Here is a 24,966-nt window from a genome sequence, read left to right as displayed (position 1 = left end):
GCTCGGCGGTGCGGGGTGGGGGCGTCCCGTGACCGACGGCCGCGTCGGGAGAGCGCGGGGGATGGCAGGGGTGAGGCAAGTGCACGTGCTCCAGGTGATCGACAGCGTGGATCGGGTCGGCGGCGCCGAACGCGCGGCGGTGGCGATGGCTCCGGGACTGATCCGGCGCGGCATCACCCTCGATGTCGCGTATCTCCTGGATCTCGACGGTTTTCAACCGGAGTTGGTCGAGGCGGGCGCGTCGCTGTTCGGGGTGCACCGGGGCTCGCGCGCGGGTTCGGTGCGCGGGTTGGCGCGGGTGATCCGCGATCGCCGGCCCGATCTGGTGCACACGACCCTGTACGAGGCGGACATCGCCGGGCGATTCGCCGCGCTGGCAAACGGTGTTCCGGTGGTGTCGAGCCTGGTCAACACCTCCTATGGGGCGGAGATGCGGACCCAGCCCGGGATTCGGCCGTGGAAGCTGCGCGCCGCTCAGGGTCTGGACGCGGCCAGCGGACAGGGGGTGCGCCGGTTCCACGCGTTGACCGAGCATGTGGCCGAGGTGATGTCGCGCCGGTTGCGCGTGCGCCGGTCGCGGATCGAGGTGGTACCGCGCGGGCGCGATCCCGAGGCGCTGGCCGGCGCGCGGGAGCGACGGGCCCACACCCGGGCCGACTTGGGTCTGGGCGCCGACGTGCCGGTGCTGGTAACCGCGGCCCGGCAGGAATACCAGAAGGGCTTGGACGTACTGCTCGCGGCGTTCGCGTCGGTGCGCCGCGAGGTGCCGGACGCGGTGCTGCTGCTGGCCGGTCCGCCCGGTGGGCAGACCGAGTCGTTGCGGAAGGCGGCGGCCGGCCTGGCCGGGGACTCCCCGGACGGGGCGGAACCCGTACGGTTCCTGGGATATCGCGACGACGTGCCCGATCTGATGGGCGCGGCCGATGTGTTCGTGCTGCCCTCGCGTTGGGAGGGCCTGGGCAGCGTGCTGATCGAGGCGATGGGGGTGGGGACGCCGATCGTCACCAGCGACCTGCCCCCGGTGCGCGAGATCACCGGGGCGGGCGACTGCGCGGCCCTGGTGCCGCCGGACTCGCCCGAGGCGCTGGCGACGGCGCTGGTCTCGGCCCTGACGGAGCGGGAGAAGACCGCGATGCGCGCGGAAGCGGCGTATCGACGTTTCGGCGAGGAGTACACGATCGACAGCGTTTGCGACCGTATGGTCGCGTTCTATGCCCGGGCACTCGGTCCCGGAGCGGGCCGTGACGGGTTGTCAGGTCCGGTGCGGTGACGGCCCCGCGAACACGGCGGGTCGGATCTCGACGGAATCTCCACACTTCCGGCACAGTCGAGGGGTCGTTCGGCACCCCGCGTGCTCTACGTTTGGCCTGCCCCGCGGTCCCATCGCGCGGTGGCACCTCGAACCGGAGGGGGACCGGTGGAAACCTCTAGCTACTTCTCCGTTCTCCAGCGTCGTTGGCCGCTGGTGCTCGCCTGTCTGGCGATCGGACTGCTCGCGGGGCTGATCCTGACCCCATCGGACCCCAAGGGCACGGGCAACCAGTGGACCGCCTCGGTCAACGTGCTGCCCGCGCCGAACTCGGCGAAGGAGTTCAACCTCGCACCGGTGCAACTGATGACCGACGGCGGCGAGGTGGCCCGCCGGGTGGCGAAGCGGCTGAACAACCCGGACCCTGCGGTCCTCGCGGCCAAGGTCACCTCGCAACTGAACCCGAATCTGGGCCTGGTGACCATCTCCGCGAAGGCGCCCGGCCGCAGGGCCGCCGAGGACCTGGCGAGCGCGTGGGCCCAGGAGACGGTGGCCGCGTTCGCCGACTCACAGCGCAAGACCCGGCAGGGCCAGGCCGACAGCATGACCGCCCAGTTGGACAAGCTCAAGACCGACATCGACGCGCTGGACAAGAACACCACCAAACGCGCCACTCTCCAGGCCGAGTTCGACGCGAAGCGGACCCAGTACACGACCCTCGTGGGGCAGCAGCAGGAGTTGATCAACCCGCTGAACGACCCCAAGATCGAGGTGATGGACGGCCTCAAGAGCACGGCCGACTCCACCACCAGCATCCTGGCGCCGACCTCACGGCCGTTGCGGATCGCGCTCGCCGCGGCGCTGGGCCTCGCGCTCGGGTTGATCGCCGCGCTCATGGTCGACCGCATGGACGTGCGGCTGCGCGGGCGGATCCAGTTGGAGGACGCGTTCGGCCTCCCGGTGATCGCCGAGGTGCCCAGGGCCCCGCGCCGGCAGCGCGCCGGGCACGCGGTGCTGGTCGCGGGGCGCCCGGACAGCCCGGTCGCGGAGGCGTATCGCACGCTGCGTTCGGCGCTGTTGCTCACCGGTCCGCCCGGGCTCGCCTATCGGCTCGGCGGCGCCGACCCGCGGCAGACCCGGGCCACCGCGATGCCGGTGCGCCGGGTCAGCGATCCGGCGCCGGTGATCCTGGTGGTGTCCTCGAAGCCGGGCGACGGGCGTACCAGCACGGTGGCCAACCTGGCTGCGGCACTGGCCGAGGCGGGCCGCTCGGTGCTGGTCCTGGACTGCGACTTCCGCAACCCGGCCACCCATCTCTATCTGGGCGCCAAGCCGGGCAAGGGCATGTCGGAAGTGCTGCTCGCCGAGCAGGAGATCGACCTCGGCGACGTGGTGCGCGGGACGAACATCCCGAACGTGCGGCTGATCACCGCCGGGGCGCCGGCCGCCTACCCGGCCGCACTGCTCCTGCGCGCCGGCGAGGTGGTCCAGCGCGCCCGGCACCACGCGGACGTGGTGCTGGTGGACAGCGCGCCGCTGATGTACGCGAACGACACCAACGACCTGGTGCAGCACGCCGACGCGATGCTGGTGGTGGCCCGCAGCGGCAACCTGACGGCCGATCAGGCGTCCCGGGTGGGCGAGCTGTTGACCCGGACCGGGGTACCGATCGCCGGCGTCGCGCTGCTCGGCGTGGATCCGACCGGGGCGATGGGCGGCGGCCTGGGGCGCGGGTCGCGGATCGGCTCGGTGGGCCGAACGGGCGCGGCCGGCGGCCTGGTGCTGCGCGGTCGCTCCGGCGGGACGCCGGCCGAGCCGGAGGAGGACACCGAGCGGCCCGCGCCGAGCTGGGCCAAGCGCAACCAACTCACCGACGGTGAACCGGAGTCGCCCGAGCACGGTCACGGCTCGCAGCGCACCGACCCGCCCGCTCCGACCGAGAACGGCGCGGCCGGCTTCCGGGTGCAGTCGGCCGCCGAGCGAGCGCTGCACAACGGCGCCGATGACGGCGCGCGGTTGGGTCCGCACTTCGACACGTGGTCCACCGTCGAACTCGGCTCGGAGGATCGCTGATGGGAGAGCGCGTTCGTGTCCTGTGGCTCGCCAAGGGCCTGGGGCGCGGTGGTGCCGAGCAGTTGCTGGTCAACTGCGCCCGTCACCTGGACGACGAACGCTACGAGGTCGAGGTCGCCTACGTGTTGCCGTGGAAGGACGCGCTGGTGCCGACGCTGCGCGGGCTCGGCATCACCGTGCACTGCCTGGGCGGCGGGCGGAGTTGGCCGCTGCGACTGCGCACGCTGGTGCGGGCGCGCGGCTACGGGCTGATCCACACGCACATGCCGGTCCCGGCGGTCGCCGCCCGCGTGGTGGGGGCGGGCGTACCGATCGTGCACACCGAGCACAACATGTGGTCGCGCTATCGGCGGCCCACCCGGCTCGCCAACGCGTGGACGTACCGACGCAACAGCGGCGTGATCGCGGTCTCGTCGGCGGTGGCCGAGAGCATCGTCCCGGGCCGGCTGCGGCCCGGGGTCAGCCCGACGGTGATCCACCACGGCCCGGACCTCGGCGACGCGTTCGCCGGGCCCGGCGCCCGGGAGCGGGCCCGCCGGATGCTGGACCTGGACCAGGACGCCTTCATCGTCGGCACGGTGGCCAACTTCACGCCGAAGAAGGACCAGTTGGGCCTGCTGGACGCGCATGCCCGGGTCCGCGACCGGCATCCGGGCGCGCTCCTGGTGCTGATCGGCTCAGGGCCGCTGGAGGCAACCCTGCGCGAGCGGGCCAACCGGGCCGACCTCAAGGGGTCGGTGGTCTTCACCGGCTCGCGCGGCGACGTGCCGACGCTGCTGTCCGCCTTCGACGTGTTCGCGCTGAGTTCGCGTCAGGAGGGGCTGCCGGTCTCGTTGATGGAGGCGATGACGGTGGGCCTGCCGTCGGTGGTGACCGCCGTCGGGGGGATGCCGGAGATCGTCACGGACGGGATCGAGGGCGTGGTGGTGCCGCCGGGCGACCCGCGGGCGTTCGGCGACGCGCTGGCGTCGTTCGCCGCGGACCCGGCGCGCCGACGGCGGTGCGGCGAGGCGGCGCACAAGCGTTCCGCCGAGTTCGACGTCGCTGGCGCCCAGCGGCGGATCGAGGATGTGTACGCGAGAGTGCTGGAGGAGTCGCGGTGAGTGGGCAGGAACGCGGGAATTCGCCTTTCACCGTTCGGGAGTTGGGCAAGCACGACGAGCCCCGGGTGTTGGACCTGCTGGGCACGGCGTTGTCCGGCGGGCCGACCGGCGAGCGCACCTCGGAGTTCTTCCGGTGGAAGCATCGGGACAACCCGTTCGGCGCCAGCCCGGGCCTGGTCGCGGAGGGCGCCGACGGTCGGGTGGTGGCCGTACGGCTCTTCCTGCGCTGGGAGTTCGTCCTCGGCGGCGAGGTGATCCGGGCGGTGCGCGCGGTGGACACCGCCACCCATCCCGACGTGCAGGGCCGCGGCCTGTTCCGCCGGCTCACCACGGATCTGCTGGAGCGGATCGAGGCGGACACCGCGCTGGTGTTCAACACCCCCAACGGCAACAGCCTGCCCGGCTATCTGAAGATGGGCTGGCAGGAGGTCGGGAAGGTGCCGATCTCGCTGCACCCGATCCGACCGCTGGCCTTCGCGCGCGGGCTCAAGGAGTTGCGGGCCTCGGGTGACCTGACCGGCACCTCGCAGACCTGGAACGCGGTGGATCCGGGGGCCCGTTGCCGCTTCCCCACCGCCCGTCAGTTCTTTTCCGATCCTCGTGCCGCTATCGGCTTCGACGAGCTGGTCGCCGAGGCCGACGCGGGCGACGCGGCGATCGGGCACGACAAGCTTCGCACCGCGCTCACCGGCGACTTCCTGCGCTGGCGCTACGGGGAGGCGCCGGGTTTGGACTACCGGATCGTCGCCTCGTACAAGAACGGCGAGTTGACGGGCGTGGTGTTCGGCCGGCCGCGCCTGCGCGGGCCGTTGGTCGAGTTCACGTTGTCCCAAATGGTGGTCCGTCCGGGCGATCGGGACACCGCGCGCACCTTGTTCTCCGGGGTCGCCATGTCCGGGTGCGACCACGTCGCGACGCACCTGGCGCGCGGCTCGGAGGCGGCCCGCGCGGCCCGCTACGCGGGCTACGCCACACCGCCGCGCACCGGCATGCTCCTGGTCGCGCGGCCCGTGCACCCGCATCCGATCGACGTCCACGACCTGCGCTCGTGGCAGCTCTCCCTGGGGGACTTGGAGGTGTTCTGACCCCGCGGCCGATGCCGCGCCGGACCGGTCCGAGCCGGTTCCGCGCGCCACCGCCGTTTTGCGTCGCGCCGGTTCGCCGTTCCTGCAAGGAGTTCCGTTGTCGTCCCGACTTGCGTGGTTCACCCGGTGGACGGGTCGTTCGCCGCGGCTGCCGTGGGGTTCGCTGCTCGCGCTCGCCGCCGTGGGTGTCTACGTCTCGGTGTTCGCGTGGGCGATGGAGTATCGCCCGTACGACACCTGGGGCGCGCTGATCGTCTTTCCGCTGCTGCTGACCGTCAGCGTGCCGCTGCTGTCCCGGTTCTCCCGCGACGAGCCGCCGTGGGTACGGCGGTTGGTGATCGGCGCGCTGGTCGCCAAGCTGCTCGCGTGCTTCGCCCGCTACTGGATGTCCTTCGTGCTCTACGAGGGTCGCGCCGACGCGGCGACCTACGACCTGGTCGGGCGGGCCATCGCGCCGCACTTCCGGGACGGGGACTTCACCGTGGACATCGGCCGCAAGGTGATCGGCACCGGCTTCATCATGATCGTCACCGGGATCGTGTACGCGATCGTCGGCCAGTCCCTGCTCGCGGGCTACCTGGTCTACTCGTGGCTCGGGTTCTGGGGGCTGTATCTGTTCTGGCGCGCGTTCAACGTGGCCTACCCGGACGGCGATCGGCGCCGCTACGGCAAGCTGCTGTTCTTCCTGCCGTCCCTGCTGTTCTGGCCGTCGGGCATCGGCAAGGACACCTGGATGATGTTCACGCTGGGGATGGCCGCCTACGGCGTGGCGCTGCTTCTGGTGCGCAAGCGCGGGGCGTTCGTGTTCCTGATCCTGGGTGCGGTGGGCACCACGATGGTGCGACCGCATGTGACGGTGCTGCTCCTGTGCGGGTTGTGCGTGGGGTATCTGCTGCGCAACCGGCCGCAACAGGCGTCCGCACTCGGCCCGTTGCGCGCGGCCTTCGGCATCGTGGTGCTCGGGGTGGGCTGCGTGCTCGCGCTCCAGCAGGTGGGCACCTTCTTCGGTACGCCCGGCATCGGTGCCGCGCAGGCCAACCAGGTGATCGCCAAGACCCAGACGCAGACCGCGCAGGGCGGTTCGGCCCAGGCGGTGGACGACCAGGCGGCGCTGGCGATCTCGCCGGCCGCGTTGCCGCAGTCGCTGGTGACCGTGCTGTTCCGGCCGTTCCCGTTCGAGGCGCACAACATCCAGGCCCTGGTCGCGTCGCTGGAAGGCGTGGTGTTGATGGGCCTGTTCGTGGTGGCGCTGCCCCGGTTGAAACGTATTCCGGGTCTGCTGGTCCGAAGACCCTACGTGGCCTTCGTGATCGTCTACACACTGGTGTTCGCGCTCGCGTTCGCGAACATCCGCAACTTCGGCATCCTCACCCGCGAACGGGTCCAGGTGTTCCCGTTCGTGCTGGTGTTGCTCGCGGTGTCGAAACCGGAACGGACCGAGACCGCGAAGGGCGGCGGTTCGGAGCGCAGACGGCGGCGTGTGCCCGTGCGGCAGACGATGCCGGTCGCGGCCGATTCCGGGTCGGTGGGGACAGGTTCGACGGATCCGGGGTATCCCGGGGAATTCAGGGGGGATGGGACATGGCGGTGACCGGCAAGCCGGCGGTGCTCGGCGGAACGGCGCTGTTCGCGGAGGGCCTGCCGCTGACGCGGGTACGGGTGTCCGAGCGGGAGGAGTTGGCGCGGCGCCTGGACACGATTTTGACGAGCGGGCAGCTGACCGACGGGTCCACGGTCCGCGAGTTGGAGGAGGCCGCGGCGGCGCAACTCGAAGTGCCGTATGTGGTGGCGGTGTCCAACTGCACGAGCGGACTGATGCTCGCGCTCCAGGCGATGGGGGTCAACGGCTCGGTGGCGATGCCGGGCTTCACCTTCTCGGCCACCGCGCATGCGGCGCACTGGGCCGGGGCGGTGCCGGTGTTCGCCGAGGTCGATCCGGACACGCTGACCCTGGACCCGGCGGACGCGGCGAAGTTGCTGGCCGAGTCCGGGGCTTCGGCGCTGATGGCCACACACGTGTACGGAACCCCGTGCCGGGTCGAGGAGTTGGCCCAGGTCGCCGACGACGCGGGGGTACCGCTCCTCTATGACGCGGCACACGCACTGGGCAGCCGGCGCGGCGGCACCCCGGTCGGCGGCTTCGGCGCGGCGGAGGTCTTCTCGCTCAGCCCGACGAAGGTGGTCGTCGCGGGCGAGGGCGGCCTGATCGCGACCCGCGACGAGGGCTTGGCCCAGGCCTGCCGACTGGGACGCGGGTACGGCAACCCGGGCGACTACGACTGCGTCTTCCCGGGCCTGAACGCCCGAATGTCCGAACTCCACGCGGCGTTGGCCCTGGTCTCCCTGCGGGGCCTGCCGGAGCGGGTACGCACGCGCACCGACCTGGTCGCGGCATTCGCGACGGCGATCCGAGACGTCCCGGGCGTGCGGTTGCCGGTACTGGCCGAGGGCGACGTATCGACGTGGAAGGACCTGACGCTGGTGATCGACCCGGAGCCGTTCGGCCTCGACGTCCCCACGCTGGCGCGGGCGCTGAAGGCGGAAGGCATCGACTCCCGCCGCTACTTCCACCCCCCGGTACACCGCCAAAAGGCCTACGCCCACCTCCCGGCGCGGCATCTGCCGGTCACGGACGACATCGCCGACCGGGTCCTGACGCTGCCGCTGTGGTCGCACATGGACACGGCCACGGTCGACACGGTGGCGGAGGCGGTGATCCGCCTGCACGAGCACGCGGCGGAGGTGCGGGGGGCGGCCGGGTAGGGGTAAGCGGCGGGATCGGGCCGGCGGCATTCGCCGGTCGGCCGGGTCGGCCCCGGTGCGGGCCGGGCCGGTCGGCCTCGCACGTGGCCGCCGGATCAGTCGGCCGTACGTGCCGACCGGGCCGACTCGGCGCACGAGCCGGGCCGGCCCGACCGGCGTCGTCTACGACTCGGCTCCGCCGACCTCGCAGCTCGGCACCCCGGGTCGGACTCGAACACCGGCCGCGACGCACCCGGGATCACGCTTCGGGCGGGGGCCTGCCCGAATGGCTCGGCAGCTCCCGGCACGCGTTGCGCTTCCGGTGCCGGGTGCCGGTGCGGGGCCGGCCCGGGTCGTGGGATGGGCCGCCGCCGGCGTACGGGGCTCCGAGACTCGGGGTGCCCGGCGAGGCGAGCGAGAAGTCGGGTCGAGTCCGCAGGGGAGCCTTCCCGGCGGACCCGCCCCGGCCGCCCGCACTCCCCGCCGCTGCCGGCCGGTTTTCGCCGAGCAACACACCCGCCTCGCCGGGCGCCCCGACTCTCGGAGCCCCGCACGCCGGCGGCGGCCGACCCGGCGACTCCGGCCGGCCCCGCACCGGCCCACGCAGCCAAAGACGCCGCGCCCACCGAACACGCCGGACCCACCCGGGAAGGCCCCGGCGGACTCGACCCAACCTCTCACCCGCTGCCTGCTGCCCTCCGCCGCGCAACGCACCCGTCCCGTCGGGCCCCCACGCCTCCGAGCCCCGCGCGCCCGCGGCGGCCTGCCCCACGACCCACCCCTCCCCCGCTCCGACCCCCGAGGGCTTGCCCTCCGCCTCCCCGCCCCCGCTCCCCCGGATGGGTCGCCGGGATCGCGGGGGTGTTGTGGGCGGGTGAGCGTGGGGGGATGGGTGTTGGTCGGTGGATGGTGGTGCTTCGGGGGGTTGCCGCGCTGGTTTTGGTGCTTGCCGTGGTCGTGTTGGGCTCGGCCGGGATTGCTCGGAGTACCGTGCTCAATCGGGCCTTCTATCAGGGCGCGCTCGACGACGAGCGGGCCTACAACCGGATGTACGACGAGATCCTGGTCGATCCGGCCGCCGCCCAGGTCACCCGGGACCTGCTGGCGCGGATGCCCGTCCCGCCGTCGGTGGTGACCGCCAACCTCAAGACCGTGCTGCCGCCCGCGACCCTGCGCGGCATCGTCGACACGCAGATCGCCAACACGATCGGCTACCTGCGCGGCGAGCAGCCCGAGTTGCGGCTGATCCTGGATCTGCGGCCGATCCTGGCCAACGTCGGCGGCGTCGCCGAGTTGTACCTCGGGGACCTGATCGCCAACGTGCAGGGCCGCCCCTCCGCCGACTTCGCCGCGTTTAGCGAGGGCCTGGACGCCACCCTCGACGACCTCGCCGAGGGCCGCCGGCCGGCCGACTTCCCCACCTTCGTGCTGGATGCCCCGAGCATGGCCGCCACCACCGACGCCCTGGTCGCGGTGGTGCCGGCCGACGCCCGGGCCGGGGTGCGCGTCCAGGTGACCGCCGCGCTGGCCACCGGCGACATCGCGGGGGCGCTCGCCGTGGTCGGGCCGTACGTGCTGGGCGGCGGCGCCGGTTCGGCCTCCTCCGACCTGGCCGAGCGCACCGACGACGGGCAGTGGGACGTGCTCCCGGACCTGCGCCACGCCGGCCTGAACCTGAGCAGCGTCTCCACCGCCCGCAGCTTCACCAAACTGGCCCTCGGCCCGATCCAGACGCTGGCCACCGTGCTCGGCATCGCCGCCGTGGCCCTGCTGTGGCTCACCGGGCCGCGTTCGTGGACCCGCCGCGTGCCCGTGATCGGCTGGTCCCTGGCCGTCGGCGGAGTGCTGACCGGCGCGCTGGTCCTGCTCGTTCGCGGCCGGTTGCCGAACGTACTCGCCCAGCCGTCGCCCTCCTGGCCGCATTCGGTGAACACGCTGGTCACCGACGTCCAGCGGTCCGCGATCTCCTCGCTCACCCGCGTCGGCCTGTTCGTCGCGCTGGTCCCCCTCGTACTCGGCCTGCTCCTGGTCGCCGGCGCCTGGAGCTGGCGTCGCGCCGCCGCCCGCCGGGCCCTGGCCCTGCCCCCGCGCCACCGCATCGCGCTCGCCGCGACCGTGGCCGCGTTCACCCTCGCGGCCCTGGCCCTGGGCGCCACCGTGGTCCCGGTCGCGGCCGGCAAGAGCGAGGAGCCGCACTGTCTGGGGTCGATCGAGCTGTGCGAGCTGCACTACGACGAGGCCGCCTACCTGACCACGCACAACGCCATGGCGAGCACCGCCTACCGGTTCATCGGCCCGCTCCAGGACCCGAGCATCACCGCGCAGCTCAACGCGGGCGCGCGCGGCCTGCAACTGGACACCTACACCTGGGAGCAGCCCGACCAGGTCCAGCCCCGGCTCAGCGTCTCCAGCTTCGCGCCGGACATGCAGGCCGAGGTGTTGCGGCTGATCGACCTGGCCAACCCGCCGCGCCCGGGCCTGTGGCTGTGCCACGCGCTGTGCCGCGCGGGCGCGATCCCGCTGGCCCCGACCCTGCGCGAGATCGGCGCCTGGCTCGACGACAACCCGGGGGAGGTGGTGACGCTGATCCTGCAGGACGACATCACCGGGGAGCAGACCGAACAGGCGTTCCGCGAGGCGGGCGTGGAGCGGCTGCTGTTCACGCCGTCCGCGGACCCGGCGGCGAAGTGGCCGAAGCTGGGCGACATGGTCCGCGACGGGAAACGCCTGGTGGTGTTCGCCGAGCGGGCCAGTGGTCCGGCGCCGTGGTACCGCAACTTCTACCAGTACGGCATGGAGACCCCGTTCACCTTCCTCACCCCGGCCGACATGTCCTGTGTGCCCAACCGGGGCGGCACCGGCAAGCGGCTGTTCCTGATGAACCACTTCATCACCAACCTGGGCGGCAGCCGGTTGGACGCCGGGCAGGTCAACGCGCGCCCATACGTGCTCGACCGGGCCCGCGCGTGCGAGGCGCAGCGCGGGCGACCGGTGAACTTCGTCGCGGTGGACTACGCGACGATCGGCGACGCGGCGGGGGCGGTCGAGGAGATGAACGCCGCCCGCGCCCGGTCACGGTGACCCGCTCCCGGTGTCCCGCGGGACCCGACGAAGTCCCGCGGGACCCGCGTCAGTCGAGTTGCCCGGCGAGGGCCTCGGCGAGGTCGGCGACGCGCTCCGGCGTCAGCGTCTCCGACGAGACGTACATCGCCGCCGAGCCCGGCCCGCTCACCCGCAGCCGTACGGCCGCGACGTGCCCGTTGCCGACCGGGATCACCCGCTGCGGCTCGCCCGTCGCGATGTCGTCGGAGAACGGGCCCAGGATCGCCGCCTTCGCGTCGGAGTCGCGCTGGATCACCGGCAGCGCGATGCTCAGCGGGAAGCCGCGCCGGGAGCCGTACGTACCCACGTCGATCGTGTCGGCGCCGATGCGGTAGGAGCAGGTCAGCGCGACGCCGTTGACCCGCTGGACCGGGGTGAGGTTCGACTGCGGGTCTCGGGCAGCCGCCTCGTCGTCGGACCAGCCCTCGGCGCCGGACGCCGCCGGTTCGCCGGGGGTGACCGCGCCCTCGATGTGGGCCTTGCGGGCCGCGGCGGCGACGTCGTACCGGACCGGGCACACGGTTCCGTGCTCCCCGATCGGCCGGACCTGCTGTCGAAACTTCTCCACGTTCAGGCGTTTGCCGGACCCGCCGGGACCGTCGTCGCCGCCGCACGCGCTCGCCGCGGTGATGATCAGTGCCCCCGTTGCGAGCACGGCGAGGGTACGACCTCGGATGTGCTGCCAATCGATCATGCGGGCAGCGTACCGACGGCCGGCACGCCCCGGGTCAGCCCATCGGAAACACCTCGAAGGCGGCGCCGAACCGGGTGCCCAGGCGCGCGCCGGCGGCCCGGCCCATGCCCTCCAGGAACTCCGCCGCGTCGGCCATCTGATGGTCCTGCCCCAGGCCGGCGAGGTAGGCCGTGTGCGCCTCCAGCGAGGCCACGCCCGCGGCGAAGTCCTCGGTGGTGTCCACCCCGTGGCCGGACTCCGGCGACCCGCTCGCCCACACCGCACGCACGCCACCCCACGGCTGGTGTCCCTCGTCGAGCAGTTCGCGGAAGACCCAGCGGTTGCCCGCGTCACGCACCGCGTCCACCACGGCGCGGCCGACCGCGATGTGGTCCGCCTGGTTGAGGAACGCGCCGCCCCAGGTGTCGCGGAAGTTGCCGGTGATCACGATCTCCGGGCGGTGCCGGCGGATCACCCGCGACAGGTCGCGGCGCAGCGGCAGTCCGTACTCGATCACGCCGTCGGGGTGGCCGAGGAATTCGACCGTGTCCACGCCGACGATCCGCGCGGATTCGACCTGTTCGGCCTCGCGCAGCGGGCGACACTTGTCCGGCTCCAGGCCGTCGATGCCGGCCTCGCCGCTGGTGACCATGACGTACGTGATCCGCTTGCCCTGTCGGGCCCAGCGGGCGATCGCGGCGGCGGCGCCGTATTCGAGGTCGTCGGGGTGCGCGACGATGGCCAGCGCGCGCTCCCAGTCCTCGGGCAGCGTCTCGTACGGTTCGGGCCGGGATTCGGTGGTCATTCGGATCGTCCTTCCGGGGTGGCCGCTTTCGGCCGGGTGCTACGCGGACCGGGCCATCTTCACATCGGGCGGCCTGCCACAGCCGGCTTCGCGGCGGCCGATAGGATTCGTATCCTCATGAGCGCCACGATCGTCGTCAAAGAGCTTGCCGCCGGACACGGTGACCGTGTCCTGTTCTCCGGACTGGACCTGGTGATCGCCCCCGGCGACGTCGTGGGCCTGGTCGGGGTCAACGGCGCGGGCAAGTCCACCCTGTTGCGGCTGCTGGCCGGCCTGGCCGCGCCGGAGGCGGGTTCGGTACAGCTTTCGCCGCCGACCGCGTCGGTGGGCCACCTGCCGCAGGAGCCGGAGCGGCGGCCGGGCGAGACGGTGCGCGCGTTCCTGGCCCGCCGTACCGGCGTCGCCGCCGCGCAGGCCGCGCTCGACGCCGCGACCGAGGGGCTGGTCGAGGGTCGCGCGGGGGCGGACGACGAGTACAGCGTGGCGCTGGATCGTTGGCTGGACCTGGGTGGCGCCGACCTGGAGGAGCGGGCCGAGGAGGTCGCGGCGGAACTGGGCCTGGCGGTGGACCTCGATCGGGAGATGACCGCGCTGTCCGGTGGCCAGGCGGCTCGCGCGGGGCTGATGTCGCTGCTGCTCAGCCGCTACGACGTGTTCCTGCTCGACGAGCCGACCAACGACCTGGACCTGGACGGTCTGGACCGGTTGGAAAAGTTCGTCACCGGGCTGCGCGCGGGCACCGTGGTGATCAGCCACGACCGCGAGTTCCTGGCCCGCACGGTGGACCGGGTGGTCGAGCTGGATCTGGCCCAGCAGCAGGTGCGCAGCTTCGGCGGCGGCTACGACGCCTATCTGGCCGAGCGCGAGGTGGCCCGCCGGCACGCACGCGAGGACTACGAGGAATACGCCGACAAGCGCGGCGACCTCGAGGCCCGGGCCCGGATGCAGCGCGGGTGGATGGACAAGGGCACGCGCAACGCGCGGCGCAAGTCCACGGACAACGACAAGATCAGCCGCAAGACCCGGGCCGAGGCGAGCGAGAAGCAGGCGTCCAAGGCCCGGCAGACCGAGCGCATGATCGAACGCCTCGACGTGGTCGAGGAGCCGCGCAAGGAGTGGGAGCTGCGGATGGAGATCGCCGCCGCTCCGCGCGCGGGCGCGGTGGTGGCCACGCTGAACGGCGCGGTGGTCGAGCGCGGCGGGTTCACGCTCGGGCCGGTGACGCTGCAGATCGACTGGGCGGATCGGGTCGCGATCACCGGCGCGAACGGCGCGGGCAAGTCGACGCTGCTCGCGGCGCTGCTCGGGCGCACCGAGTTGACGGCGGGGCAGGGCTCGCTCGGCTCGGGCGTGGTGGTGGGCGAGGTGGACCAGGCGCGCGGGTTGTTCCTGGGCGACCGGCCGCTCCTGGACGCGTTCTGCGCGCTGGTCCCGGATCTGTTGCCGGCCGATGTCCGCACGCTGCTGGCCAAGTTCGGGCTCAAGGCGGCGCATGTGCTGCGTCCGGCGGCGACGTTGTCCCCGGGTGAGCGCACCCGGGCGGCGTTGGCGCTGCTCCAGGCCGAGGGGGTCAACCTGCTGGTCCTGGACGAGCCGACGAACCACCTGGACCTGCCCGCGATCGAGCAGTTGGAGTCGGCGCTGGAGTCGTACGCGGGCACCCTGCTCCTGGTCACCCACGACCGCCGGATGCTGGACGCGGTCCGCACCACCCGCCGGTTGCGGGTCGCCGACGGCCGGGTCGCCGAGCTCTGATCCGGCGTCGGGGCGGGGGTGCCGGCCCCGGGTCGGTCCGCGGCTCGATGCGGTCGTGGACCGGGTGTCGATCCGTGACCCGCCAACCGCCCATGATCCATCGTTAGAATCAGCGGCCATGAGCGAACTGCCGCCGGGCGCGAACCAATCCTTGCCGGTCGGCGTCGTGCGGGTACGGGTGCCCGGGCCGTTCGACATCTCCGCGCTGATCACGGGTGAGGACCGACGGGTGTCCGGCGACGCCGACTTCGTCTTCTTCAACCAGGTGTCCGCGCCCGGGGTACGGCTCGGCGGCGACACCGTCACCGTGGATCCCACCGCCCTGCGGGCGGGCGCGACGCGGGTGACCGTGGTGGTCAGTCCGGCCGACACCACACACACCCTCGGCGAGCTGCCGCCGCCGGCGATGACGCTCACCGGTGCGAGCGGCACGCTGCTCGCGCGGTTCACCCCGCCGCGACCACGCACCGAGACGGTGTTGTTGCTCGCCGAGATATATCGGCGCGGCACGCAGTGGAAGGTGCGCGCGCTCGGTCAGGGCTACGCGGACGGCCTCGCGGGCATCGCCCGGGACTTCGGCGTCGACGTCGAGGAGGAGACGCAAACCCCGTCCGGCCTCTCCGAGTTCCAGCGCGGCGTGGTCGAGCTGACCAACGTCGAGCGGGCCCGGCACGGTCTGCGTCCGCTCGCGCCGCAGCCGCAACTGACCGCGTGCGCTCAGGCGTTCAGCGCGGACATGATCACCCGGGCGTTCTTCTCGCACACCGATCCGGACGGCCGCGAGCCGTGGGACCGGGCGATCGCGGCGGGTTACCTGTACAGCCGGATAGGGGAGAACATCGCCTGCGGCCAGCGCAGCCCGGCCGAGGTGGTGCAGGGGTGGATGGACAGCCCCGGACATCGCAAGAACATCCTCACCGCGGAGTTCACCGAAATTGGTGTCGGATATGTCACCGGCGGCACGTACGGCACGTCCTGGACTCAGGTCTTCGGCACCCCGCGCTGACCCGTTCCGGGGTGGGCCGGCGGTCTCCGCGTTGACCCGAATGGGTATAAAGACGATGCCGGGATCGACGTCGGCGGGAGTGGTGCGCTCCGTGTGCGGGCACCGGGGCACCCTCTCGGGTCGAACCGGCAACCGGGTGCGAGGAGGCCCGATGACGGTGCGTCATACTCGGTTGTTCGAGGCGAGGGAGATCACGTGCAGCTTGAGTTGGATCCGCCGTACGGCGTAGGGCCGATCAAGATCGGCATGTCCATGGACGAGGCAGAGACCGCTCTGCGCGAACTCGGAGGAGATCTGTCGGGACGCACTCGTGGGTTCGCCCACTTCGGAGCGGACCTCTCGATTCATGTGGTGAGCGACAAGGACGGACTGGTCGAGGCGATCGAGGTACACCGGTCCGAGGACGATTTCGCCGACACTGTGCTGTGTCTGGGTATCGACGTCTTCGGCACACCGGCCGTGGACGTCACCCGACTGCTCGGCGAACTGACACCCATCCGGGTGGAGACCGAAGGCGCGTCGCTGGTGGCCCCGGAACTGCTGGTGGCCCTGTGGCAGCCGTTCGTGCCCGGACACGGCAACAACAACGGCGTGGTCGGCGAGGGCCTGTACTTCCGCACCGCCCTGGTCGCCGGCCCCGGATACTACGACAAGAGCGGGCAACACCGGGCGATCCACGCCGGGTGAGCCCTACCCCCTGAGCGATCGGCTCGCAAGACGGGAACACGACGAGCCGAAGTCGTGGATCCTCGCCGAGAAGTGGCTCGGCGGGGTCCACGACCTCGTCGGCCGACGCTGCGGCCGCCCGAACTCCGCCGCCCAGTGTGTGAACTCGCCACCCGGGCCGACAGGGCGGCCGTGACGCGGAGGTGGACGGGGGTCTGCGGCGGTGGACGGGGGTCTGCGGCGGTAGGCGGGGCCACGGCCCATCCGGGCCCGCGCCGCAACCCCGGGACCCTTCGTGAACCCGGGGGCCGCCTCGCTCAGACCCGGTTGCCCAGCAGGCCGTTCAGGACCGCGGCACCCTGGGGCGCGTCGGACACGGTGACCACGAACTCGCGTCCGGAGACGAGGGTGAGCGTCAGGGCCTCGCCGGAGCGCTGCACGACCCCGGTCGCCCTCGATTTGATCCGGTATCCCCAGCCGCCGAACTCGCGCAGCGCCCGGACCTCGCGGTGTCCGGCCCTGCGGATCTCGCTCAGCGGTACCCGCTTGCGCGGCCACGGCAGCAAGCCGAACTCGACGGTCAGCCCGCGTTGGTCGGCGTGCACCCGCACAACCGACAAGAACGCGCACAACACCGCTCCGCCCAGGAGCCCGATGCCCGAGCCGATGAAGCCGTACATGACGCTGACCACGGCAGAGGCCACCACGAAGGCCCCGGTCAGGCCCACCATGACGGGTGAAACGGCGGTTTTGCTCCAGGACGAATGTACGAACGACGACATGGGATCCCTCTGCTGCCCGGTATCGCTGCCCTTGCCGTCCCGACGATATGCCGGCTCCCGCAGGCTGCGGGAGCCGGCATCAAGTCAGCGCGCCGCCAAGATCCGGCCGCTGACCTCACCGAATCCGAGACGCGTGCCGTTCGGGCCGGGGGCGGTGGCGGTGATCGTGACCTCGTCGCCGTCCTCCAGGTAGGTCCGGCTGGACCCGTCCGGGAGCTTGAGGGGGTTCTCGCCGTTCCAGGTGATCTCGATCAGCGCCCCGCGCTCGCCGACCTCGGGCCCGCTGACCGTGCCGGAGGCGAACAGGTCGCCCGGGCGCAGCGACGCGCCGTTGACGGTCATGTGCGCCAGCTGCTGCGCGGCGGTCCAGTACATCGACGAGAACGGCGGCCGGGAGATCACGTGTCCGTTGAGCCGGACCTCCATGCTCAGGTCGAGGCCCCACGGCTCGGCGGCGCGGTCGTCCAGGTAGGGCAGTGGCTCGACGTCGCGCGCGGGGGGTGCCACGCGCGCGGCGTCGAGTGCTTCGAGCGGCACGATCCACGGCGACACCGAGGTGGCGAACGACTTGCCCAGGAACGGGCCCAGCGGGACGTACTCCCACGCCTGGATGTCGCGTGCGGACCAGTCGTTGAGCAGGCACACGCCGAACACGTGGTCGGCGAAGTCGCCGAGGCCGACCGGGGTGCCCAGCTCGGAGCCCGCGCCGACGACGAAGCCGACCTCGGCCTCGATGTCGAGCCGCCGGGTGGGCCCGAAGGACGGCACCGCGTCGGTCGGGGCCTTGCGCTGCCCGCTGGGGCGCACGATCGGGGTGTGCGAGACCACGACGGTGCCCGCGCGGCCGTGGTAGCCGATCGGCAGGTGCTTCCAGTTCGGGCTCAGCGGCTCGGTGCCGGGTCGGAAGATCCGGCCGAGGTTGCTCGCGTGGTGCTCGGAGGCGTAGAAGTCCACGTAGTCGGCGGGCTCGAAGGGCAGCCGCAGCACCACGTCCCGGCGCGGGATCAGGTGCGGTTCGACGCTCGCCCGCAGGCTCGGGTCGGTCAGCCACGTGGTGATCGCGGCCCGTACGCCGCGCCAGGTCGGTCGCCCGGCGGCCATCAGCGCGGTCAGGCTCGGCGCGTCCAGCACGGCCGACACCTCGGCGCTCGCGCCGACCGCGTGCGCGGCGGCACCGGCGTCGAGCACGAAGTCGCCGATGGCCACCGCGACGCGCGGCCGGTCCGGCTCGTGGTCGGTGGTGAACACGCCGTAGGGCAGGTTGTCGATGCCGTAGCCCGAGTCGGTCGGCAGCGGGACCCAGGTGCTGGGCATGAGGTGCGGCTCCTCGTGGGATCGGTCGCGGTGGTGCGGGCTAGCGCGTGTGCGGGGGTTGGCCGAGCAGGCCGAGCGTGAGCGCGTCCTGGAGCGGCTCGGCGACGCTACAGGTTCCGTACGAGGTCAGGTAGCCGCGCAGGCGGGTGCGCTCGGGCACGGTGAGTCCGTGTGCCATGCGGGTGAGTTCGGCGCTGTCGCGGATGGCCAGCAGGTCCGCGAGCGCGTCCGGTTCGGCACCGGCGACGGCGTGGTGGGTGGCGAGCATCAGGTTGAGGTAACCGTGGTGCTCGAAACCCGTGGTCGGGTCGGTGTGCCGCACGGCGTTGTGCAGCCCGGCCGTGACCTTGAACGGCATTTCGCGGACCCGGCACGCGTGTACGAACGCGGCCAGTTCGGCCTCGTTCGGGAACGCGTGCGCGGCGGTGCCGCCGGTGCGGAACTTGGGCCGCCCGTACGTGCCGGCGAGATTGTCCAGGTCTGCGTCGAGGCCCGCGCCTTTGAGGACCTCGACGTAGCCCGCCGTCATCTCCGGCAAGTGTTCGTGCAGCGCCGCGACCGCCTTGCCGATCTCGCCGTCGCCGGCGACCTCGATGCCCTCCAGGAGCAACCCGGGGGTGTCCATGATGGTGCGTACCGCGGGCCCCACCGTGGCCGGCCCGCCGGGCGCCACGAGCACCACGCGCAGCGGCGCCTCGGGGTCGGCGAGCGCGATCAGGTCTGGCAGGTGCGCGACGCCGACCAGGAAGTGCCGGACGAAGTCGGCGAACCATTCGGTGCGGTAGACCCGGTGTGCGGGTACCGCCTCGGCCATCGGGGCGTTCCCGGGCGGGAACAGCGCCGCGTCGTCCCACAACCCCGCGAACAGCGGCAGTTCGGGTCGTTCGGTGTCCGCGCTCGTGTCCGCGTTCGTGCCCGTGCTCATGTCCGCGGCGCCTTCCCGGCCCAGGTCCACGCGTAGGCCGGGTCCTCGCTCGCGAGGCCCCCCTCGCCGACGCCCAGGGGGCGGAACGTGTCCACCATGACCGCCAGTTCGTCGAAGAACTCGACGCCGATGCTGCGCTCGTAGGCGCCGGGCTGCGGTCCGTGTGCGTGTCCGCCCGGGTGCAGCGAGATCGACCCCTGGCCGATCCCGGAGCCCTTGCGGGCCTCGTAGTTGCCCCCGCAGTAGAACATGACCTCGTCCGAGTCCACGTTGGAGTGGTAGTACGGCACCGGGATCGACAGCGGGTGGTAGTCCACCTTGCGCGGCACGAAGTTGCAGATCACGAACCCCTGGCCCTCGAACACCTGGTGCGCGGGCGGCGGTTGGTGGATCCGGCCGGTGATCGGCTCGAAGTCGGAGATGTTGAACACGTACGGGTACAGGCACCCGTCCCAGCCGACCACGTCGAAGGGATGGGTGGGGTACACGTAGCGGGTGCCGGCGATCTCGCCGCCCAGGCCGCGGTGCTTGACCAGTACCTCGACGTCGGTGCCCTCGGCCAGGAGCGGCTGTACGGGCCCGCACAGGTCGCGTTCGCAGAACGGCGCGTGCTCCAGGAGCTGGCCGAACCGGGAGAGGTAGCGCTTGGCGGGCGCGATGTGCGAGTTGGCCTCGATGCAGTACGCGCGCAGCGGCTCGTCGCCGCTCGGCACCCACCGGTGCGTGGTGGCGCGCGGCAGGATCACGTAGTCGCCGGGGCCGACGGTCAGCGCGCCGAAGACGGTCTCCACCGTGCCCGAGCCCGACTCGACGTAGACGCACTCGTCGCCGAGCGCGTTGCGGTACAGCGGGGAGGTGCTGCCGGCAACCACGTAGGAGATCCGCACGTCGGCGTTGCCGAGTACGAGCCGGCGGCCGGTGACCGCGTCGACGGCCTTCCACTCGTTGTCCGCGAACAGGTCGTGCAGCTTGAGGTGGCGGGGCTTGAGCGGGTGGTTGGCGGTGACCGTCTGGTCCGGGACCTCCCACACGGTCGCGTCGGCGATGGCCGAGGGGATCGCGCGGTGGTAGAGCAGGGAGGAGTCGGACGTGAAGCCCTCCTCGCCCATCAGCTCCTCGTAGTACAGGCCGCCGTCCGGGCGGCGGTGCTGGGTGTGCCGCTTGGGCGGCACCTCGCCCACGCTGCGGTAGTACGCCATGACTGCCCGACTCCTCCGTCCACTCCCGCGCCCTGTGCGCGGCGCCGCCGTCCCCGCCCGTGTCCCGGTCCGCCCGGCCGTGTCGGCCGGGCGGACGCGTCGCGGCCTAGAGGTTGCCGCGGCGCTCCTGCTCGCGCTCGATCGCCTCGAACAGCGCCTTGAAGTTCCCCTTGCCGAAGCCGAGCGAACCGTGCCGCTCGATCAGCTCGAAGAACACGGTGGGCCGGTCCTGGACGGGCTTGGTGAAGATCTGGAGCAGGTAGCCGTCCTCGTCGCGGTCGACCAGGATCTTGAGTTCGCGCAGCGTCTCGACCGGTACCCGGGTCTCGCCCGCCCACTCCCCCAGGGTGTCGTAGTAGCTGTCCGGGGTGGACAGGAACTCGACGCCCATCTCGCTCATCGCGCGCACCGAGGCCACGATGTCGTTGGTGGCGAGCGCGATGTGCTGCACGCCGGGGCCGCCGTAGAACTCGAGGTATTCGTCGATCTGCGACTTCTTGCGGCTGATCGCGGGCTCGTTGAGCGGGAACTTCACCCGGTGGTTGCCGCTGGTGACGACCTTGGACATGAGCGCGGAGTATTCGGTGGCGATGTCGTCGCCGATGAACTCCTTCATGTTGGTGAAGCCCATGACGCGGTTGTAGAAGGACACCCACTCGTCCATCTTGCCCAGCTCGACGTTGCCCACGCAGTGGTCGATGGCCTGGAAGTAGCGCTTGGGGTGCGCGGCGGGCTTGCCGCGGAACAGCGGCTCGGCGGCGACGAAGCCGGGCAGGAACGGGCCCTTGTAGGCGGAGCGGTCCACCAGCGTGTGCCGGGTCTGGCCGTAGGTGGCCAGGACCGCGCTGCGCACGGTGCCGTGCTCGTCGCTGTCGTCGTGCGGCTCGACCAGGACGGTGGCACCGTGCTCGCGGGCGTAGGCGATCGCCTTGTCCACGTCCGGGACCTCGATGGCCAGGTCGGCGACGCCGTCGCCGTGGGCGTGGGTCGCGGCGCCGATCTCGGTACCGGCGTGTACCTCGCCGGTGATCACGAAGCGGGCCTTGCCGGAGACGAGGACGTACTCGGCGGCGTCACGGGAGCCGGTCTCGGGACCGCGGTAGGCGACGCAGGTCATCCCGAACGCGGTCGAGTAGTAGTGCGCGGCCTGTTTCGCGTTGCCCACGAAGAACCGGACGTGGTCCATTGCGATGACCGGGAAGGGGTCGCCCGCCGGGTCGTGCTCGACGGCGCCGACGAGGACGTCGGTGTCTTCCAGGGTGTTGAAGGTGCTCATGACGGGCGATCCCCTCGGGAAGGAACGGATGCCGGAAGTACACTTCCGCTGACAACATCTGACAACATCTCGGCCGGGAGCTATACAGATTGCTTAGGTGAGAGAGCCATATGCGAGACGATCTTCAGGATTCGCGCATCACACTGGACGAGTTGGACGTACGTCTCATTCGGGCGGGCCGGCAACATCCGCGCGCCGGCATGCTGGAGCTGTCCCGGTTGATCGGGGTCTCCCGCGCCACCGTCCAGGCCCGGCTGGACCGGATGGAGGCGGCCGGAGTGATCACCGGCTACGGCCCCGAGGTGGATCTGGTCGCCGCCGGATACCCGGTCCTGGCCTTCGTCACACTGGAGATCGCCCAGGGCGGCCTGTCGGGCGTGGCCACCGCGCTGGCCGCGGTCCCCCAGGTGCTGGAGGCGTACGGCACCACCGGCATCGGCGACGTGCACTGCCGCATCGCCGCCACGTCGAATCAGGACCTGCAACAAATCCTGATCGACATCAACCGCATCCCCGAGGTGGTCCGCACCACGAGCGTCATCGCGTTGTCGGAGGTGGTCCCCATGCGCACCCTCCCCTTGCTCGAAGCCCAAAACCGCCCCCGCCCGAGCCGTGTCCCGGCCTTTCGCGACCACTCGGCGTAGCGAGCGTTCGGCGGCCGAGGTCAGCGGCCGGAATCCGGGGAGTGGTCGTCGAGCGGTGCACCGCCGGGAGCAGCGGTACTCAGGACGAGGGGAGGAAAGTTGGTCTCACCGCCGGGCCGGCCCTGGCGCATGCCGAACAGGTCTCCGGCGTTTCGAACCCAAGGTGGCAACGTGGGGTCCTCCTCCGGCGGCACGACGCGCGACACCCAGGCCCCGTCCGGCCCCGGCACGATCGACCGGATCTCGGGCCGACCTTCCTCATACGGCGAATGTCCCACCATCATCCAGACCCGATCGGAGAGCCGGTCCCACTGGAACTCCGGCCCCTGTCGACTCTCCGGATACCAACGATCATCCGTGTAGACGACCTTGCCGCGCTTTCCCTCCCCGTATCCGTCGGGCTCGAAGACACGCACCAGAAATCGTTGCAACCGCGATCCCGACCGCGCCGGATCGGCCTTGGTCTGCACTTCCATGGCATACCGATCCCACGGCGACCGTGCCCAATACTCAGGCGTGGCCACACTCCCGGTGTGGTAACGACTGTGCTGGTCGTACGGCGACGTCTGCACCGGTACGGGGGCCGGGCCCACACCTTCACACCCGGCGACCACCATCACGACGGCCACCCAACCGAGCGCCCACGCCCGCGGCGACCCACCGACCCCAGCGGGCAACCCCCCGGCACCCACAGCTCTCCTCATCCCTTCCCCGGCCCACTCCTGACGACGGGAGCCCCGCCGCCGGCCGGAAACACCACGACCGCATCGCGGGGCCAGGTCAGGTGGAGATCGTATGACTCGGCTTGACCGAACGTCACGACTTCGGCGACTTTGCTCTTCCAGCTATCTGTTTCATACTTTTTATTCGGATCTATCGTGTCGTTCCACGTGAGGTCGGCCTGGATGCGGACCTCCTTATCCCCGTTCGGCAGGACGCTGACCACCGCGTTTCCCCGGGCGTTGAAGTCCCCCACATCCTTGTTGGTGCCGTGCAGATATTGGTAGCCGACGAAACCCTCACCATTCTCGATCTCCATGTGATCCGTCTTGTCGAATGTGGAGTACGTCGACCGGCGGTCGACCGCGTCCTGTGCCAATTGCACGAAAAGCGGCGGGATCACCGTGCCGTCGTTCGGGTTCCTCTTACCGGACTCGAGCACCGCGTTCAGCGAGTGATTTCCGTTCATGTACTCGTTCCAGTCCGGATCGTCGCGGATGGTCCAGTCGCCGCCACCGCGCAGATATCGCGCGAGGATCTCGCGCCCGGCCCAGTCGTTGTTGAAGTTGAGCCCCTTGGTCCCGGCACGACTGCCGTCGCGGTCCATGCCCTCGCGCTGTTCGCCGGGATCCTGCCGGGTCAGCCCGTCGAAGCCCTTGTCCAGGGACTGCAGCGCGGTCTGGATCAACGTGCCCATGGACCGATAGCGCCCGAAATCCTTGGCCGCCTGCTCGATGTCGCGTGCCGCGCTCTCGGCCGAGCCGTGGTGTTGTTCCTCTAGTCCCTTCGCCTGTCGAAGGATCGACGCAAGTTCACCGCCGGCAGCATCGGCTTCCGCTCGGAGTTGTCGCGCGCGGGCTTCATCGGCTTGACTCAGGCCGCCGCCGAGCAGCAGGGACTTCCCGATCTGTTCCCAGGAGCGCTCGGCCGCTTCCTTGCGCCTGCGCACCGCAAGAGCCTGATCATCCAACGACTTGCGGGTCTGCTGATACGAAGTCAGAGCCGACAACCAACCCGCGAGGCTCAGTTGCACGGTCTGGAGCGAGTCTCGGAGTACGCCGAGGTGAGGGACCAAATCCGTGACCCGGCGCTGGAATTCGCTCCCCGCCCGGCCCTGCCAAGCCGCGGGTCGCAGCAGGGTGGCATCCAATTCGGTCTGCACCTGCCCCATCTGGACGACCACCCCGCGGATCTGCGCCAGCAGCCCGTCGACGGCCCCGGGGATGCCGGGGGTCGGGTCGAATCGCAATCCCGGGAAGTCCTCTTTCGCCCCCATCAGGCGAAGAACTCCCTGATCCGCGGCGACCCGGTCGCGGGCGCCTCGTCGGTCGGCGCGATCGTCGAGGCCGCTGCGACCGGCGTGGCCGTCGTGGCTACCGTGGCGGGCGGCGGCGTCTGCGATGCGGTCATCGACGTGGCGACGGCGTGCTCGGTCGTGCCGTAGTTGCGTCTCGCCACGCCCAAGCCGTGACGTAATTCCGATATCTCCCCGCGGAAAGTATCGACGTTTTCCTTCCATTTGTGATTGAAGGCGGAGCAGGATCGATCCAGGCTCTTGTGCCCGGTACGAATCGGTCCGGTCTCCTCGAGCGCCTTCAGAACCTGCCCGGCGGCGTCGGCGCAGGCCGCGAACCTCTCCGCCAATCGGTCGAGCCAGTCGAGATCGACCACGAATTGCTCGGACACTTCGAACCTCGATTCCATCTCGGACATATCGCCCCCGGGCGTGTCCACTCGTCGACAGAACTGATGGGATGCAGACGGTAGTCGATCGCACACGCGTGCGTGAGGACGACCTCGCCTTCCCGGTGGGGCTGCGCGACAGCGGGGTGGGTGGGACGGGAGAA

General features: G+C 71.3%; 21 protein-coding genes. 11 read left to right on the top strand and 10 right to left on the bottom strand.

Going from position 1 to position 24,966, the window contains the following annotated elements; translation table 11 throughout:
• Positions 1–70: 70 nt before the first annotated feature.
• The 7 genes from ACH4XV_RS21185 to ACH4XV_RS21155 all read left to right on the top strand — a co-directional run bounded on the left by ACH4XV_RS21185 (position 71) and on the right by ACH4XV_RS21155 (position 11,333).
• Positions 71–1,270 carry a glycosyltransferase family 4 protein gene (locus ACH4XV_RS21185; protein ID WP_395791928.1) on the top strand — a complete coding sequence of 400 codons (1,200 nt, stop codon included), beginning with the start codon at positions 71–73 and terminating at the stop codon, positions 1,268–1,270.
• 147 nt (positions 1,271–1,417) lie between these two features.
• Positions 1,418–3,322: an AAA family ATPase gene (locus tag ACH4XV_RS21180; protein WP_395791926.1), complete on the top strand. Its 1,905-nt coding sequence runs from the start codon at positions 1,418–1,420 to the stop codon at positions 3,320–3,322.
• Entirely contained in the window at positions 3,322–4,425 is a 1,104-nt protein-coding gene (locus tag ACH4XV_RS21175) for a glycosyltransferase (RefSeq protein WP_395791924.1), read from the top strand. Before ACH4XV_RS21180 ends, ACH4XV_RS21175 begins: the two co-directional genes overlap by 1 nt.
• Positions 4,422–5,510 (top strand): GNAT family N-acetyltransferase, encoded by a 1,089-nt coding sequence (locus ACH4XV_RS21170; protein ID WP_395791922.1) that lies wholly within the window; start codon positions 4,422–4,424, stop codon positions 5,508–5,510. The genes ACH4XV_RS21175 and ACH4XV_RS21170 overlap by 4 nt, the downstream gene beginning before the upstream one ends.
• Before the next feature lie 97 nt (positions 5,511–5,607).
• The gene (locus ACH4XV_RS21165; protein ID WP_395791920.1) at positions 5,608–7,101 is read left to right on the top strand and encodes a hypothetical protein; all 1,494 of its coding nucleotides are present in this window, start codon (positions 5,608–5,610) and stop codon (positions 7,099–7,101) included.
• Entirely contained in the window at positions 7,092–8,273 is a 1,182-nt protein-coding gene (locus ACH4XV_RS21160; RefSeq protein WP_395791918.1) for a DegT/DnrJ/EryC1/StrS family aminotransferase, read from the top strand. Before ACH4XV_RS21165 ends, ACH4XV_RS21160 begins: the two co-directional genes overlap by 10 nt.
• Before the next feature lie 867 nt (positions 8,274–9,140).
• Positions 9,141–11,333, top strand: coding sequence for a hypothetical protein (locus ACH4XV_RS21155; RefSeq protein WP_395791916.1), 2,193 nt, complete (start codon positions 9,141–9,143; stop codon positions 11,331–11,333).
• 49 nt (positions 11,334–11,382) lie between these two features.
• Here ACH4XV_RS21155 and ACH4XV_RS21150 read toward each other — a convergent pair whose 3' ends face one another.
• Positions 11,383–12,048 carry a hypothetical protein gene (locus ACH4XV_RS21150; RefSeq protein ID WP_395791914.1) on the bottom strand — a complete coding sequence of 222 codons (666 nt, stop codon included), beginning with the start codon at positions 12,046–12,048 and terminating at the stop codon, positions 11,383–11,385.
• Between the two features lie 34 nt (positions 12,049–12,082).
• Positions 12,083–12,832 (bottom strand): PIG-L deacetylase family protein, encoded by a 750-nt coding sequence (locus ACH4XV_RS21145; protein ID WP_395791912.1) that lies wholly within the window; start codon positions 12,830–12,832, stop codon positions 12,083–12,085.
• Positions 12,833–12,949: 117 nt separating this feature from the next.
• Between ACH4XV_RS21145 and ACH4XV_RS21140 the strand changes: the two genes are divergently transcribed.
• The 3 genes from ACH4XV_RS21140 to ACH4XV_RS21130 all read left to right on the top strand — a co-directional run bounded on the left by ACH4XV_RS21140 (position 12,950) and on the right by ACH4XV_RS21130 (position 16,280).
• Entirely contained in the window at positions 12,950–14,587 is a 1,638-nt protein-coding gene (locus tag ACH4XV_RS21140) for an ABC-F family ATP-binding cassette domain-containing protein (protein ID WP_395791910.1), read from the top strand.
• Positions 14,588–14,705: 118 nt separating this feature from the next.
• The gene (locus tag ACH4XV_RS21135) at positions 14,706–15,593 is read left to right on the top strand and encodes a CAP domain-containing protein (RefSeq protein WP_395791908.1); all 888 of its coding nucleotides are present in this window, start codon (positions 14,706–14,708) and stop codon (positions 15,591–15,593) included.
• A gap of 195 nt (positions 15,594–15,788) precedes the next feature.
• Positions 15,789–16,280 carry a hypothetical protein gene (locus tag ACH4XV_RS21130; protein ID WP_395791906.1) on the top strand — a complete coding sequence of 164 codons (492 nt, stop codon included), beginning with the start codon at positions 15,789–15,791 and terminating at the stop codon, positions 16,278–16,280.
• 296 nt (positions 16,281–16,576) lie between these two features.
• On the opposite strand, the gene ACH4XV_RS21125 is transcribed toward ACH4XV_RS21130, so the two are convergent.
• From ACH4XV_RS21125 to hppD, 5 genes are all read right to left on the bottom strand, one after another.
• Positions 16,577–17,041 (bottom strand): hypothetical protein, encoded by a 465-nt coding sequence (locus tag ACH4XV_RS21125; RefSeq protein ID WP_379997151.1) that lies wholly within the window; start codon positions 17,039–17,041, stop codon positions 16,577–16,579.
• Between the two features lie 84 nt (positions 17,042–17,125).
• Positions 17,126–18,355, bottom strand: a complete 1,230-nt coding sequence (gene fahA / locus ACH4XV_RS21120) for a fumarylacetoacetase (RefSeq protein ID WP_395791904.1) — start codon at positions 18,353–18,355, stop codon at positions 17,126–17,128.
• Positions 18,356–18,395: 40 nt separating this feature from the next.
• The gene (locus tag ACH4XV_RS21115; RefSeq protein WP_395791902.1) at positions 18,396–19,280 is read right to left on the bottom strand and encodes a hypothetical protein; all 885 of its coding nucleotides are present in this window, start codon (positions 19,278–19,280) and stop codon (positions 18,396–18,398) included.
• Positions 19,277–20,479 (bottom strand): homogentisate 1,2-dioxygenase, encoded by a 1,203-nt coding sequence (locus ACH4XV_RS21110; protein ID WP_395791900.1) that lies wholly within the window; start codon positions 20,477–20,479, stop codon positions 19,277–19,279. Before ACH4XV_RS21110 ends, ACH4XV_RS21115 begins: the two co-directional genes overlap by 4 nt.
• 106 nt (positions 20,480–20,585) lie before the next feature.
• Entirely contained in the window at positions 20,586–21,665 is a 1,080-nt protein-coding gene (gene hppD / locus ACH4XV_RS21105; RefSeq protein ID WP_379997334.1) for a 4-hydroxyphenylpyruvate dioxygenase, read from the bottom strand.
• Positions 21,666–21,865: 200 nt separating this feature from the next.
• Here hppD and ACH4XV_RS21100 point away from each other — a divergent pair, with 200 nt between their 5' ends.
• Positions 21,866–22,399, top strand: a complete 534-nt coding sequence (locus ACH4XV_RS21100) for an Lrp/AsnC family transcriptional regulator (protein WP_126641127.1) — start codon at positions 21,866–21,868, stop codon at positions 22,397–22,399.
• Between the two features lie 20 nt (positions 22,400–22,419).
• Here the strand turns inward: ACH4XV_RS21100 and ACH4XV_RS21095 are convergent, their stop codons facing one another.
• The 3 genes from ACH4XV_RS21095 to ACH4XV_RS21085 form a co-directional block, all read right to left on the bottom strand.
• Positions 22,420–22,875 (bottom strand): hypothetical protein, encoded by a 456-nt coding sequence (locus ACH4XV_RS21095; RefSeq protein ID WP_395791898.1) that lies wholly within the window; start codon positions 22,873–22,875, stop codon positions 22,420–22,422.
• Positions 22,876–23,099: 224 nt separating this feature from the next.
• Positions 23,100–24,395, bottom strand: a complete 1,296-nt coding sequence (locus tag ACH4XV_RS21090) for a hypothetical protein (protein ID WP_395791896.1) — start codon at positions 24,393–24,395, stop codon at positions 23,100–23,102.
• Complete coding sequence (locus ACH4XV_RS21085) at positions 24,395–24,832, bottom strand: hypothetical protein (RefSeq protein ID WP_395791894.1); 438 nt, start codon at positions 24,830–24,832, stop codon at positions 24,395–24,397. Before ACH4XV_RS21085 ends, ACH4XV_RS21090 begins: the two co-directional genes overlap by 1 nt.
• Positions 24,833–24,966: the final 134 nt, after the last annotated feature.

This window comes from Embleya sp. NPDC020630 (assembly GCF_044334985.1).
Lineage (GTDB): Bacteria > Actinomycetota > Actinomycetes > Streptomycetales > Streptomycetaceae > Embleya.
The sequence above is the reverse complement of the archived record's forward strand: the minus strand, read 5'-3'. Positions and strand labels throughout refer to the sequence as shown.

Excerpts from the sequence above, each read along its gene's own strand:
- hppD (WP_379997334.1), bottom strand. The coding sequence starts at position 21,665 with ATGGACCACGTCCGGTTCTTCGTGGGCAACGCGAAACAGGCCGCGCAC.
- ACH4XV_RS21090 (WP_395791896.1), bottom strand. The coding sequence starts at position 24,395 with ATGGGGGCGAAAGAGGACTTCCCGGGATTGCGATTCGACCCGACCCCC.
- ACH4XV_RS21160 (WP_395791918.1), top strand. The coding sequence starts at position 7,092 with ATGGCGGTGACCGGCAAGCCGGCGGTGCTCGGCGGAACGGCGCTGTTC.
- ACH4XV_RS21100 (WP_126641127.1), top strand. The coding sequence starts at position 21,866 with ATGCGAGACGATCTTCAGGATTCGCGCATCACACTGGACGAGTTGGAC.
- ACH4XV_RS21145 (WP_395791912.1), bottom strand. The coding sequence starts at position 12,832 with ATGACCACCGAATCCCGGCCCGAACCGTACGAGACGCTGCCCGAGGAC.
- ACH4XV_RS21175 (WP_395791924.1), top strand. The coding sequence starts at position 3,322 with ATGGGAGAGCGCGTTCGTGTCCTGTGGCTCGCCAAGGGCCTGGGGCGC.
- ACH4XV_RS21135 (WP_395791908.1), top strand. The coding sequence starts at position 14,706 with ATGAGCGAACTGCCGCCGGGCGCGAACCAATCCTTGCCGGTCGGCGTC.
- fahA (WP_395791904.1), bottom strand. The coding sequence starts at position 18,355 with ATGCCCAGCACCTGGGTCCCGCTGCCGACCGACTCGGGCTACGGCATC.
- ACH4XV_RS21085 (WP_395791894.1), bottom strand. The coding sequence starts at position 24,832 with ATGTCCGAGATGGAATCGAGGTTCGAAGTGTCCGAGCAATTCGTGGTC.
- ACH4XV_RS21115 (WP_395791902.1), bottom strand. The coding sequence starts at position 19,280 with ATGAGCACGGGCACGAACGCGGACACGAGCGCGGACACCGAACGACCC.
- ACH4XV_RS21150 (WP_395791914.1), bottom strand. The coding sequence starts at position 12,048 with ATGATCGATTGGCAGCACATCCGAGGTCGTACCCTCGCCGTGCTCGCA.
- ACH4XV_RS21110 (WP_395791900.1), bottom strand. The coding sequence starts at position 20,479 with ATGGCGTACTACCGCAGCGTGGGCGAGGTGCCGCCCAAGCGGCACACC.
- ACH4XV_RS21125 (WP_379997151.1), bottom strand. The coding sequence starts at position 17,041 with ATGTCGTCGTTCGTACATTCGTCCTGGAGCAAAACCGCCGTTTCACCC.
- ACH4XV_RS21095 (WP_395791898.1), bottom strand. The coding sequence starts at position 22,875 with ATGGAAGTGCAGACCAAGGCCGATCCGGCGCGGTCGGGATCGCGGTTG.
- ACH4XV_RS21140 (WP_395791910.1), top strand. The coding sequence starts at position 12,950 with ATGAGCGCCACGATCGTCGTCAAAGAGCTTGCCGCCGGACACGGTGAC.
- ACH4XV_RS21155 (WP_395791916.1), top strand. The coding sequence starts at position 9,141 with ATGGGTGTTGGTCGGTGGATGGTGGTGCTTCGGGGGGTTGCCGCGCTG.